Annotated in this window: 12 protein-coding genes; 1 reads left to right on the forward strand and 11 read right to left on the reverse strand. The window is 63.0% G+C overall.

The genetic code is table 11. The features are described from left to right. Window positions 1-61: 61 nt before the first annotated feature. On the reverse strand, window positions 62-1,639 hold the full coding sequence (gene hflX / locus E3T27_RS12725; protein WP_134548693.1) for a GTPase HflX: 1,578 nt from the start codon (window positions 1,637-1,639) through the stop codon (window positions 62-64). Window positions 1,640-1,678: 39 nt separating this feature from the next. Here hflX and E3T27_RS12730 point away from each other — a divergent pair, with 39 nt between their 5' ends. After that, window positions 1,679-2,287 (forward strand): class I SAM-dependent methyltransferase, encoded by a 609-nt coding sequence (locus E3T27_RS12730; protein WP_134573183.1) that lies wholly within the window; start codon window positions 1,679-1,681, stop codon window positions 2,285-2,287. Here the strand turns inward: E3T27_RS12730 and dapF are convergent. The 10 genes from dapF to E3T27_RS12780 all read right to left on the reverse strand — a co-directional run bounded on the left by dapF (window position 2,284) and on the right by E3T27_RS12780 (window position 13,010). Next, window positions 2,284-3,159, reverse strand: coding sequence for a diaminopimelate epimerase (gene dapF / locus E3T27_RS12735; RefSeq protein WP_104197147.1), 876 nt, complete (start codon window positions 3,157-3,159; stop codon window positions 2,284-2,286). The two genes, E3T27_RS12730 and dapF, sit on opposite strands and share 4 nt — an antisense overlap. A gap of 15 nt (window positions 3,160-3,174) precedes the next feature. Beyond that, the gene (miaA, locus tag E3T27_RS12740; RefSeq protein ID WP_241992243.1) at window positions 3,175-4,194 is read right to left on the reverse strand and encodes a tRNA (adenosine(37)-N6)-dimethylallyltransferase MiaA; all 1,020 of its coding nucleotides are present in this window, start codon (window positions 4,192-4,194) and stop codon (window positions 3,175-3,177) included. A 4-nt stretch (window positions 4,195-4,198) separates the two neighbouring features. Further along, window positions 4,199-5,803: a tRNA (N6-isopentenyl adenosine(37)-C2)-methylthiotransferase MiaB gene (miaB, locus tag E3T27_RS12745; RefSeq protein ID WP_134573185.1), complete on the reverse strand. Its 1,605-nt coding sequence runs from the start codon at window positions 5,801-5,803 to the stop codon at window positions 4,199-4,201. Window positions 5,804-5,876: 73 nt separating this feature from the next. Continuing rightward, entirely contained in the window at window positions 5,877-6,659 is a 783-nt protein-coding gene (locus E3T27_RS12750) for a regulatory protein RecX (RefSeq protein WP_134573187.1), read from the reverse strand. A gap of 62 nt (window positions 6,660-6,721) precedes the next feature. After that, on the reverse strand, window positions 6,722-7,867 hold the full coding sequence (gene recA / locus E3T27_RS12755; RefSeq protein WP_104196986.1) for a recombinase RecA: 1,146 nt from the start codon (window positions 7,865-7,867) through the stop codon (window positions 6,722-6,724). Window positions 7,868-8,189: 322 nt separating this feature from the next. Beyond that, window positions 8,190-8,414, reverse strand: coding sequence for a DUF3046 domain-containing protein (locus E3T27_RS12760; RefSeq protein ID WP_104127241.1), 225 nt, complete (start codon window positions 8,412-8,414; stop codon window positions 8,190-8,192). A gap of 123 nt (window positions 8,415-8,537) precedes the next feature. Next, a complete protein-coding gene (locus tag E3T27_RS12765; RefSeq protein ID WP_104127242.1) occupies window positions 8,538-8,846 on the reverse strand; it encodes a helix-turn-helix domain-containing protein in 309 nt (102 codons plus the stop codon). Window positions 8,847-9,004: 158 nt separating this feature from the next. After that, window positions 9,005-9,526, reverse strand: coding sequence for a CinA family protein (locus E3T27_RS12770; RefSeq protein ID WP_241992244.1), 522 nt, complete (start codon window positions 9,524-9,526; stop codon window positions 9,005-9,007). Beyond that, the gene (pgsA, locus tag E3T27_RS12775) at window positions 9,519-10,112 is read right to left on the reverse strand and encodes a CDP-diacylglycerol--glycerol-3-phosphate 3-phosphatidyltransferase (protein WP_134573189.1); all 594 of its coding nucleotides are present in this window, start codon (window positions 10,110-10,112) and stop codon (window positions 9,519-9,521) included. Before pgsA ends, E3T27_RS12770 begins: the two co-directional genes overlap by 8 nt. A 3-nt stretch (window positions 10,113-10,115) precedes the next feature. Continuing rightward, a complete protein-coding gene (locus E3T27_RS12780; RefSeq protein WP_134573191.1) occupies window positions 10,116-13,010 on the reverse strand; it encodes an FtsK/SpoIIIE family DNA translocase in 2,895 nt (964 codons plus the stop codon). Window positions 13,011-13,083 lie beyond the last annotated feature (73 nt).

Consider the following 13,083-nt stretch of genomic DNA (forward strand, 5'->3'; position numbering starts at 1 on the left):
CCACCGCCGCGCCCGAATGTGACAGTTCGTGTCATCGCGGCACGCGGCGGACTGTCGACCGCTAGGCGGAAAGCCCGGGCATGATGACGTACGGAGCGAAGGATGCTTCGATCTCCGCGGTGACGAAGGCCGTGACATGGGTGCCGGTCTCCACATATTCGGTCGTCTCAATCCGACCCAGATCGTGCAAAACTGCGATGAGATCGCCGCGGTCGTAGGGAATGAGCAGGTCGAGTTCAATCTGCGGCGTCGGCAGCAGGAGCGCCACGGCGGCGAGGACGGTCTCGATACCCTCTCCGGTGCGGGCCGACACGAACGTTGCTTTTGGCTCGAGGCCGCGCAGAACGAGGCGGTCATCGTCGCTGATCAGGTCACTCTTATTGAAGACGACCAATTCGGGAATGTCGCGCGCGCCGACCTCGGAGATGACGTCCCGCACGGTGGCGAGCTGGGCGACCGGGTCGGGGTGCGAGCCGTCAACGACGTGCACGATGACGTCGGCGTCGGCGACTTCTTCAAGGGTTGAGCGAAATGCTTCGACGAGTTGGTGCGGCAGGTTGCGCACAAACCCGACTGTGTCGGTGAGGGTGTACAGGCGTCCGTCGACGGTCGTCGACTTGCGCACGGTGGCGTCGAGGGTCGCGAACAGGGAGTTTTCAACGAGCACTCCGGCTTTGGTGATCCGGTTGAGCAGGCTGGACTTGCCCGCGTTGGTGTAGCCGACGATGGCGACGGAGGGAACGGCGTTGCGCTTGCGGTTGGCGCGTTTGGCCTCCCGGGCCGGCTTCATCTCGACCATCTGCTTGCGCAGTTTGGACATGCGGGTGTGGATGCGGCGGCGGTCGAGTTCGATCTTGGTCTCACCGGGGCCACGCGACCCCATTCCGGCGCCGGCGCCACCGACCTGGCCGCCGGCCTGGCGGGACATCGAGTCACCCCAACCGCGCAGGCGGGGCAGCATGTAGGCCATCTGGGCGAGTTCCACCTGCGCCTTGCCCTCGCGACTCTTGGCATGCTGGCTGAAAATGTCGAGGATCACGGCTGTACGGTCGATGACCTTGACCTTGACTACGTCTTCGAGGGCACGCCGTTGGCTGGGCGCGAGTTCAGTGTCGGCGATGACCGTATCGGCGCCGAGCGCCTTCACAATGTCGGCGACTTCCTGGGCTTTGCCCTTACCGAGGTAGGTGCTCGGATCGGGGGTGGCGCGACGTTGCAGTAAGCCGTCGAGCACGGTCGCCCCGGCGGTTTCTGCGAGGGCGGCCAGTTCGCGCATGGAGTTTTCCGCGTCGTCGACGGTGCCGTGAGTGTAGACGCCCACCAGCACAACGTTTTCCAAACGGAGCTGGCGGTATTCGACCTCGGTGACGTCTTCGAGCTCAGTGGACAGTCCGCCGACTCGGCGCAGGGCGTTGCGGTCGGCACGTTCGGACTGGTCACCGTCGTGGTCACTGCCGTCGTATTCGCCGGAAAACTGCGCTTGGAGGGCCTGGGCTGACCCACTCCGGAACAGTGAGTAACCGCTAGCTTTGCTGTCAGCGCTCGCTAACACTCGCGCCACAACATCGTCTGGGTCGAGAGATTCTGCGCCTGGGTTGTCTACCGTGTCGTTGCCCGAGGGCGCCGTTGGATCATTCATCCCATTAACCTTAGTTGAACGAAGTTGAAAGGTTCCCTTATGTCGTCCGACCACTATTTTTCTCCGGCGCCTGGCACCGTATTGAAAACTCGCCAGATCACCGTGCAATTACGCGGTCAGGATCGGCTCCTAACGACGGCCAACTCGGTGTTCAGCCCGGCCCATATCGACACCGGCACCGAGGTTTTACTCAAATACGCCCCCGAGCCACCACTGACCGGCCACTTTCTCGATCTCGGCTGCGGCTGGGGGCCCATCGCCCTGCACCTTGCGCTCGCCTCCCCCGACGCAACCATCTGGGCCGTCGACGTCAACGAGCGTGCTCTTGATCTTGTGCGCACCAACGCGGCCGCCCTCGGCCTGACCAACATCAGGGCCGTGCTCGCCGCCGACGTACCCACAGACGTGTCGTTTCGCACGATCTGGTCGAACCCGCCCATTCGGGTCGGCAAGGACGAACTGCACGAACTCATGCAGACCTGGCTGCCTCGTCTCGAACCGAAAGCGGATGCCTGGCTCGTCATCCAGCGCAATCTCGGTTCAGACTCCCTGCAGCGTTGGCTCGCAGCAGAACTCCCGTCGCACTTCGATACCACGCGGGAGGCCATCAGCAAGGGCTTTCGAGTGCTCCAGGTGCACCGCGACTAACCCAGGTTCAAGACCCCGTCGAAGACAAGCTCCGCTGGCCCGGACAGCGACACATGCTCTCCGTCTTCCGCCGGGAACATCCGCACCCCGAGTACCCCACCGGGTACCTCCACCCGCCACTGGTGCGGCGCCGACTTACCCGCCCAGTGCCGAGTGGCCAAAGCGGCCGCCACTGCACCGGTTCCGCAGGACAGCGTCTCGCCGCTGCCGCGTTCATGCACCCGCATGCGAAACCGGCCGACGCCGTTGACGACCAGCGGGTCGTTCGGCACCACGAATTCGATATTCACCCCACCGGCAGGTTCGGGATCCAGCTGGGGAATAAAGGTGAGATCGGCCGCATCGAGTTCGTCATCGTCGGCGAGAGCGACAACCGTGTGGGGGTTGCCGACGTTGATGCCAAGGCCCGGACGCGCTACCGGTAAGTTTTTGGTGCGCACGAGCGCTTCGGTCCCGTCGAGCTTCCACCGTCCGAGGTCGACCTGGAAACCGGACGCGTTGCGCTGCACGTCGCGCACGCCGCCGCGGGTGCCGATGGTGAGGGTGTCGCCGGGGTGCAGCTCGGCCAGGTTGTTCTCAATGAGGAATTTGGCATAGACCCGAATGCCATTGCCGCACATTTCCGAGACGGTCCCGTCCGCATTCCAGTAATCCATGAACCACTCGGCAGCGTCGTCCTCGGCGAGGGCAGCCGCGCCGTCTGGCAGATTCTTACTGCGCACCGCGCGGATGACGCCGTCGGCGCCGACGCCGAATTTACGGTCGCACACGGCGCGAATCTGCGCCGGGGTGAGCTCCGACGTGCCGTCGGGATCGGCGAACAGCACAAAGTCGTTGCCCGTGCCCTGGCCCTTGGTGAAGTTCAAAGTCATGCCCATGCTGTTAGTTTACGGGGCGGCCGCTGGGTGCACTCCCGAACCGGCGCACGCTGTCGCTGGTGAGGGCGAGCTGGGTGCACTGCCCCGGTCAACGTGCGCGAGTGCGTCGTCGACCCGGTTAGACGAATCAGACTCCATCCAGTGGGTGTGCGCATAGCGTTTGAACCAGCTCACCTGCCGGCGAGCGTAACGGCGGGTCAGCTGTTGGGTGGCTTCGATCGCGTCGTCTTGACTGAGCGTGCCGTGCACCTGGCCGAGGGCCTGAGCATAGCCAATCGCACGGCTCGCCGTGACGCCCCTTTCGATGCCGACCGAGAGTAGGGCGCGAGCTTCATCGACGATGCCGCTTCTCCACATCTGCTGCACCCGGGCATCGAGCCGAGGAGTGAGCTGCTCGCGCGGGGTGCGCAGTCCGAGCAGCACGCTGGGCTGCCAGTACACCGGCTCTGCGGGCAGGGCGGCTACGTGCGGTGCGCCGGTGAGTTCGACGATCTCCAAAGCGCGCACGAGACGGCGACCGTTGCTCGGGCCGATTCGCAAAGCGGCCTGCGAGTCGACGGCCTGCAGGCGGGTATACATCAGGCCCGCTCCGCGCGCCAATAGTTCAGCTTCGAGCCGGGCCCGCAACACCGGATCGGTACCGGGAAACTGAAAGTCAAAGACGACCGCGGAAACGTAGAGGCCGGAGCCACCGACCAGGATCGGTACTGCCCCGCGCGCGACGATTTCGTTGATGGCCGTGCGGGCATCCCTTTGGTAGTTGCTGACGGTGGCCTCATCCGTCACGTCGAGCACGTCGAGCAGGTGGTGCGGAATGCCGCGACGCTCCGCCCGCGATAATTTGGCGGTGCCGATGTCCATGCCGCGGTACAGCTGCATGGCATCGGCATTCACGATTTCGGCCAGCTGGCCGCGTTCGATCAGCCGTTCAGCGAGGTCGAGGGACAAATCAGACTTGCCAGTACCGGTCGAGCCGATGATTGCGATCAGTACCGCTGGTTTAGCTGTCACCGCTGGTGCAGGCGACAAACTTCTATCGCTCGTCGTCGTTCACGTTGTAGATGGGAATGGTGGTGGAGCCGCTCGCAAGCCGGAGTCCGATGATCGGCAGGCCCAGGGAAACCGGTCCGGCCCCGCCGGTGCTACCACCATGGCTGGGCAATCCGCAGGACTGCGCCTCCAGGCGGTCCCAGGCATCGCCGGCCCGGGTCGAGCGGATACGCAGCGGCGCACCGTCGGTCGAGTCGGCGATCAGGTGGAATGGCGCTGCCCGGGTCACGGTGACGGTGACCATGTCACCGGGACGAGGGCGGGCCGAACCCGCTGGTACATCAAAGTGCACAAGGCGGCTATCGGGGGCGCGCCCGCTCAGACGATGGGTATCACTGTCTTTTCGTCCACCGTTAGCGACGAGCAGTTCCACCTCGCGGCCGATCAACGTTTGGTTCTCTTCAAGGGAGATGCGTTCCTGCAGAGCCGCGAGCCGCTCGTAGCGGTCCTGAACGACGGCTTTGGGAACCTGGTCGGGCATAGTCGCAGCCGGCGTCCCCGGACGAATCGAATACTGAAAAGTAAACGCCGTAGCGAACCGAGCCAGCTCGACGACCCGTAGGGTCTCCTGAAAGTCTTCTTCGGTTTCGCCGGGGAAGCCGACGATGATGTCGGTGCTGATGGCAGCATTCGGCATCTGGGCGCGCACCCGATCGAGGATCCCCAGGAATTTCGCTCCGCGGTAGGAGCGCCGCATCGATTTGAGGATGCGATCAGATCCCGACTGCAGCGGCATATGCAGCTGCGGCATGACGGCGGGCGTTTCGGCCATGGCGTCGATGACGTCGTCCGTGAACGCTGCGGGGTGCGGGCTGGTAAAGCGGATGCGCTCCAGCCCCTCGATTTTACCGGCCGCGCGCAGTAGCTTGCCAAAAGCAAGACGGTCCCCGAACTCAACCCCGTAGGAGTTGACGTTCTGCCCTAGAAGGGTGACCTCGATAGCGCCGTCGTCGACGAGCGACTGAATTTCGGCGAGAATCTCGCCCGGACGACGGTCTTTCTCCTTGCCACGCAGGGCCGGAACGATGCAGAACGTGCAGGTATTGTTGCACCCAACCGAAATGGATACCCAACCGCTATAGCTGGAGTCGCGTTTTGTGGGCAGGGTCGAGGGGAAGGTCTCGAGGGATTCAAGAATTTCGAGCTGGGCCTCGCCGTTGTGGCGCGCTCGTTCCAGCAGGCTGGGAAGGGAACCCATGTTGTGGGTTCCAAAGACAACGTCGACCCACGGTGCCTTCTCAAGGATGGTGGACTTGTCTTTTTGGGCCAGGCAGCCGCCAACGGCAATCTGCATGCCGGCGTGCTTACGCTTGACCGAGGCGAGGTAACCCAGGTTGCCGTAGAGCTTGTTGTCGGCGTTCTCACGTACCGCACACGTATTGATCACGACGATGTCAGCTTCGCCCCCGTTGGCGGAGACGTAGCCGGCCGCCTCGAGCGAGCCGCTGAGCCGCTCGGAGTCGTGCACGTTCATCTGGCAGCCGAAGGTGCGCACCTCGTAAGTGCGGGCCTGCCCTGAATCGTCGATCGCGGCTGCCGAGGGCGCGATCACGGTGCGGCGGGCTAGTGCGGGGGCGACAATACTCATAATAAGAGTAGTTTACGCGAGCAATGCGGTGTGTGAACCGTGTGCCAGATGGACTTCTGCATTTGGGACGGTGTCAACGGAACCGTACACGGGAAGCCGCACCGCCGCCGCGGCTGTCCATGGCGGCCTTGATCGCGAGACGTACCGCTGACGAGCTGTAGCCCTTACGCATGAGAAAGCCGGTAAGTCTGCGATCGATAGTCTGGTCGTCGAAGCGTTCCATCTGACCGATACGCTTGGTGGCGAGCTCGATGGCCCGCTCTGCTTCATCGTCGGGGAGTTCTTCGAGCTTGTCCATCATGACGCTCGGGTCAAGCTTGCGCCGACGCATTTCAGCTTCGACGCCGGTACGTCCAAGACCCTTGCGCACGTTATGGCTGTGGATGATCTGATCGGCGAGTTTGGTCTCGTCGAGGTAGTTCAACTCGATGAACTTCGCGATGATCTCACTCGCTTCGCCCGAGTCGACGCCGGTGGCATTCAACACCAGCAGTGCTTCAACCGTCGACAGCGATCGGCCTCGCAGTCGGTGCAACAGCACTTTTTCGGCACGTTCGCGCTGGTCGAGTGCATCGGCCGAGGAGAAAGAGTCGTCATCATCGGCGCCTGGCGCCATATCGGCCGGGACAGCGCCAGCCGCGATGTCCGCCTCAGCCTTGCTGGCAGCTGCCGCTGTAAACCTATCGACCTCGGTCGAATCGTCCAATTCGACCTTGACCGAATCGACCTCGTCCGGACCGGCCTCGAGGGGTGAGCGACGTTTCATTCCCGGGGCCGCACCGTGCAGGTAGGTCACGGGAGCCAATCCGGCGTCTGTGCGTTCTCCTGCGTCATCCTGGGGTTCGAAGTGAACCATTCCCGTGACCTGCCTTTCGGTGTTCGTTTAGTGCGGTGCCTTGCTGGTGCTGCGTTGCCGGGTTATGCGGTCTTGCGAGCGGGCGGGGCCTTCGTAGCGACCGGGCCACCGGCGAGAAGAGCCGCGGCATCCGCTTCGGCCTTGGCCTTGGTTTCGGCCTCCAGCGCGATCGCGGCAGCGGCCTTTTCGGCGGCCTTGGCTGCGATGCCTTCGGGGCCGATTCCGAGCTTGATCAGAATCTTGCGCTCGATCTCGTTGGCCATATCGGGGTTCTTGAGGAGAAAGTTGCGCGAGTTCTCTTTGCCCTGGCCGAGTTGGTCGCCGTCGTAGGTGTACCAGGCACCGGATTTTTTGACGATGCCCTGGTCAACACCAAAATCGATCAGACTGCCCTCGCGGGAAATGCCGATGCCGTAGATGATGTCGAACTCGGCCTGTTTGAAGGGCGGTGCCATCTTGTTTTTGACGACCTTCACCCTGGTGCGGTTACCGATGGCGTCGGTGCCATCTTTCAAGGTTTCAATGCGGCGAATGTCGAGGCGCACCGAGGCATAGAACTTGAGTGCCTTACCGCCCGAGGTGGTCTCGGGGCTGCCGAAGAACACACCGATCTTCTCGCGCAACTGGTTGATGAAGATCATGGTCGTGTTGGTCTGGCTGAGGCCACCGGTGAGCTTGCGGAGAGCCTGCGACATAAGACGGGCCTGCAGGCCCACGTGGGAGTCACCCATCTCGCCCTCAATCTCGGCGCGCGGCACGAGGGCAGCAACGGAGTCGACGACGATCAGGTCGATCGAACCGCTTCGCACGAGCATGTCGGCAATTTCCAGGGCCTGCTCACCGGTGTCGGGCTGGGACACGAGAAGGGCGTCGATGTCGACGCCGAGCTTCTTGGCATATTCCGGGTCGAGGGCGTGCTCGGCGTCGATGAAGGCGGCGATGCCACCGTTCTTCTGCGCGTTCGCGATGGCGTGCAGTGTGAGGGTGGTCTTGCCCGAAGACTCCGGGCCGTAGATTTCTACGATGCGCCCGCGCGGCAGTCCCCCAACGCCGAGTGCGACGTCCAGGGCGATCGACCCAGTGGAAATGGTCTCAACGGGGGCGCGATCGTCGCTGCCGAGACGCATGACCGAGCCCTTTCCGAACTGACGGTCGATTTGCGCGAGGGCGGTTTCGAGAGCTTTTTCGCGGTTAGCTTGTGATGCCATGGTCGTTATCTCCTTGGGGTCTGCACTGTCGCCGACTGTGAACGGCGCTGCCGGTGTGCATAGTGGCGCCTATAGGCTGTCGGCGCACCCATCGCGAGAGCTCCGATGCGTGTTTCGACAAGGCAATTGCTGACGTTCTCTGACAAATTCGACTGTACGCCGCACCTCCGACACTGGCCGGGGGCACGATCGAACGGTGCACAATCTGTCGAGAAGTCTGCTGTGGAGGAGTCTATCAAGACCGAACAGATATTCGAGCATTACCGAGAATCTTTTGCGGCGTGTCGAAGTATCGCCCTAACGGGAGAAAGGCTCGAGCGCGCTACGGGCGGGGAGCCGGAACGCCGGCGCCGTACCAGCGACTGCGGGGCACGTCGACTTCGGCGCACAGGGCCAGCCAGACATCGCGGGCGGGAACACCAGCCGTGAGGGCTTGATCGGCGGTTCGACCGCCAAGCGGGTTGAGCACGAGGTCGCGGGTGAGGACACGCCCATAGGCGTCGCCGAACTCTTCTTTCATCGCGGTGCGAAATTCGCTCAGTCGCACAACACTCCTTTGATCTGCCACTACCTGACAGTCGCTCCCGAGATGAAAACCACCGCCGACAGACAACGTCGGCGGTGGTTTTCGTGATTTTTGTTATAAATCCTGAGGCAGTGCCGGTAGTGGCTACCGCACCATGAAATCGGAATCGAACGTTTTGACGAACTCGTCCGGTACCGTATCGGGGAACTGGTCGATACCCTCGATAACGGCGAGACGGTCACCAACTTCACGCATGATGACCGAGATCGGGGTTTCCAGGGCGTCTGCGACAGAAGCAAGAATCTCCGAAGAGGCCTCTTTCTGTCCGCGTTCTACCTCACTGAGATAGCCGAGCGCGACGCTGGCTTTGCTTGCGACCTGACGCAGGGTACGCCCCTTTTGCAGGCGGAAGTCCCTGAGCACATCGCCGATTTCCTGACGAACAAGAATCATCGGAACCTCCTTCTTATGCCTAATCGTTTAAGGCCCATAACCATCGGATTGCGGTGCTGGATGTTTAGAATACTGTATCGATCCGACATTTTGACACTACCGAGAATCACTGGGCTTTGCTTGTGAATGTCTTCGATGTAACCAGCCCGTAACAGTAACTATTCCGGGTCACCCTCCGCTATCAGCGCACGCACAGCATCAATCGCCCGACGCACGGTTTCAGCGCGAATCTCGGCCCGATCGCCGTTCAGATGCAGCGGCACGGCCCAGGAACCGGTGCCTTTTGACAGGCCGATGAACACCGTTCCGGCTGGGTGTCCGCCGTCGGAGCCAGGCCCGGCGACACCCGTCGTCGACACGCCGATATCGGCGCGCACACCGTTCACCGCGAGCAGGGTACGCACGCCACTCGCCATCTGCTTTGCGACGTCGGCGTGCACCGGGCCGTGCACGTTGAGCACACTGCTATCGACCTGGAGCAGGTCGCGCTTCACGGCGCTGTCGTAAGCGACCACTCCTCCACGAACCACGTTGGACGCGCCGGGGATACGAACGAGTTCGGCCACGAGCAACCCTCCGGTGAGTGATTCAGCGACGGCGATCGTGAAATGACGGGCAGTGAGTTCCGCGACCAACTCGGCCGTCGCATCCGCTGCCGTCGTGTGCACCGCCTCAGGCAAGGTTATGCTTTCGCAGGCGCCAGGCGGAGATCAGGTAGTCAACGCCGGAGACCACGGTGAGTACCAGAGCGATGGCCATGGTGGCCGTGTTGACCCAGTGCACCCATTCGCCGAAGACCAGCCAGAACGGCAACAGTGCTAACGAGATAGCCACGGACTGGGCAATGGTCTTGAGCTTGCCGCCGCGGCTAGCCGGAATGACCCGGTCGCGCAGCATGACGAACCGAAATACCGTAATGCCGATTTCGCGCACGAAGATGACGATGGTCACCCACCAGGGCAATTCACCGAGGATCGACAGGCACACCAACGCACCACCAGTGAGGATCTTGTCGGCGATCGGGTCCAGAATCTTACCGAGGTCAGTCACCAGATTGTGGCGCCGGGCGATCATGCCGTCGATGCCGTCGGTGGCTATCGCGATGATGAACAGTACGGCGGCGGCCCAGCGCAGAGCGTCATGGGCACCATTGTCGGCCAGCAGCATCCAGACGAAGACCGGAGCGAGCAGAATGCGCACGACCGTGATCAGGTTGGGCACGTTCCAGTTGCTGGGGCGGGAGACGGATTCGTGCGGTAATGCCATGGTTCAGTCCCTGCCAGTTAGTTTCCAGGCATCCTCGTCATCTTCGGCGCCATCTACTTCAGGATACCCCTGTGACATTTTCTCTACCGGGTCGTCGGCATAGCGTGGGTCGGGCGCTGAGTCGGCACGGGATTGCCCGGACTGTGCCTTCAGAGCGTGCTGCTCGTCGTCGGAGCCGCGCAGGCGGGCCAGAACGCTCGGCAACTGTTCAGCATTCACCAGCACGTCACGCGCTTTGGAGCCTTCGGATGGGCCGACAATTTCGCGGGATTCGAGCAGGTCCATCAGACGGCCGGCCTTGGCGAAACCGACTCGCAATTTGCGCTGCAGCATCGAGGTCGACCCGAACTGGGTCGAGACGACGAGTTCAGCCGCGGCGAGGAGCACCTCGAGGTCGTCACCGATATCAGAGTCGATTTCTTTGCGCGGGGCGACCATGGAGACATCGGGCCGGTAGTCCGGGCGAGCCTGCATGGTGACATGCCTGACGACCTTCTCGATCTCGTCTTCGGTGACCCAGGCGCCCTGCACACGCACGGCTTTGGAGGCACCCATCGGCAGGAACAGCGCATCGCCCTGGCCGATGAGTTTGTCGGCGCCGGGCTGGTCGAGGATGACCCGCGAGTCGGTGACGCTCGTGACGGCGAAGGCCAGCCGTGACGGCACGTTGGCCTTGATCAGCCCGGTGACCACGTCGACGCTGGGTCGCTGAGTGGCAAGTACGAGGTGGATTCCGGACGCGCGGGCCAGTTGGGTGATACGCACGATGGAGTCTTCAACGTCGCGCGGGGCGACCATCATGAGGTCGGCCAACTCATCGACGACGACCAGCAGGTACGGGTAGGGCTTGAGCTTTCGTTCACTGCCAACCGGCAGCACGAGCTCGCCGTTGACGACGGCCTTGTTGAAGTCGTCGATGTGGCGAAAGCCGAAGCTCGCGAGGTCGTCGTAACGCATGTCCATCTCCTTCACGACCCATTGCAGCGCCTCTGCCGCTTTCTTCGGGTTCGTGATGATGGGGGTGATGAGGTGCGGCACGCCGGCGTAGGCGGCGAGCTCGACCCGTTTGGGGTCGATGAGCACCATGCGCACGTCGCTGGGCTTCGCACGCATGAGCAAGCTCGTAATCATGGAGTTGACGAAGCTCGACTTGCCGGAGCCGGTCGAACCGGCCACGAGCAGGTGGGGCATCTTCGCGAGGTTGGCGATAACGAAACCGCCGCCGACGTCCTTACCGACACCGATGGTCATCGGGTGAGTGGCATTGGTGGCGGTGTTCGACCGCAGTACGTCGCCGAGGGTCACGATCTCACGGTCGGTATTGGGAATCTCGATGCCGATGGCACTCTTACCGGGAATGGGTGAAAGAATGCGCACCTCGTTCGAGGCGACCGCGTAGGAGAGGTTCTTGCTCAGCGCGGTGACCCGCTCCACCTTGACGCCGGGGCCGAGTTCGATCTCGTACTGGGTGACCGTCGGACCACGGGAGAATCCGGTGACCTTGGCATCGACCGAGAACTGGCGCAGCACCTCGGTGATCGACTTGACGACGTCATCGTTGGCGGCCGAGCGTGCTTTGGCCGGCGGGCCGGCGGTGAGAGTGGATGCCGCGGGTACGAGATAGGGAATGGCCGGGTGGGGGTCGACGGAAGCGAGCGGCGGGAGGGCAGCGCCCTCGGCATCCACTGCCTGGCTCAATTCCGGGAAGACGTCGTCGAAGCCGGGAAGAACCTCAGTGTGCCCGGCCGGATCGTCGGAGCGCAAGCCGGTGGGCGGCCCGGTGCCAAGGTCAACCTCGCCGGTGAACCGCTTGACGGCGAGCTCGGCCTTGCGCAGGTCTTCGAGCACCTCCGTGCCGTAATGGTCGCGTTCGGGCGGTGCGGTGTGGTCGGTGGCCTCGGGTTCGATGGCGCTGTCAAAACCACCGCGCGCCTGGTTGCCGCCGAGCAGCACGCTGAGCGGGTCGGCCTCAACCGGGCCAGGTTTGGATTCGGTCGATAATGGGCTGCCGAAGTCGGGGTCTTCCTCGCGTTTGCTGTTGTTGCGGCGCCACCACGGCAGTGCACCCTCGGACTCGTCGTCGTCGACGCCGTCGAGCTCAACCTGCGCGGTCTTGCCCGGCTTGCCCCCCTTGGCCGTCTTCTCGGCCGCTCGATCTTCGTCGTCGGTGAGCTCAGCACCGAACAGCCAGTCGTACAGCTCGCGGGTGCGCTGAACGACCCGGTTCGGCGGGGTTTTGGTGATGATGAACAAGCTCAGCAACAACAGCAGAATAACGACGATCGTGGCACCGATCGATGTAGTCAGCATGATCAGCGGGGCTGCGATCATCCATCCGATAACACCGCCGGCCAGTGCGAGAGCGGGCATACCGTCTTGCGGCTGTGGTTGCACGCCGAAAATGTGACACAGCCCGGAAATAGTCACGAGCAGCAGACTGAGCCCGATGCCGATGCGGCCGTTATCGTGCACGGAACTCGGTTTGCGAAACAGCCAGACCGAAAACAGCAGCAGAATGACCGGCAGGGCGAAGGCTACCCGGCCGAAAAGGCCACCAAAGGTATACGCGTCGAGCTGCTGGGCGACGACATCATTGATGAGGAACCATTCGACGATGGCGCCGGAGATGGCGAGCAGAACGAGAAAGAACGGCAGTCCGTCGCGGCGCTCGTCTTTCGAGAGCTTTTCGGGGCCGAGGGCACGGGCGGCTCCACCCGTGAGATGAGCCAGGCCCATCCAGGCGCGTGCACCCACGCTCGGTTTCACGTCGGTGGCGGTGAACTTGACGGTCTTCTGAGCGGCGGTACCGCCGGCTCCGCGGGATGCCGGTTTGCGCGCCGGAGCGCCCTTCGCTGCCGGGGTGCGGGCACGCCCGGTCGACTTAGTGCTCGTAGCCATGAAATAACGCTACCAAGCACCGCCGACATTCGGTCGACCCCACGCCCACGGTCTGCGTGACCGGTAGGTGAAA

It is taken from the genome of Cryobacterium lyxosi, from assembly GCF_004403345.1.
Classification (GTDB): domain Bacteria; phylum Actinomycetota; class Actinomycetes; order Actinomycetales; family Microbacteriaceae; genus Cryobacterium; species Cryobacterium lyxosi.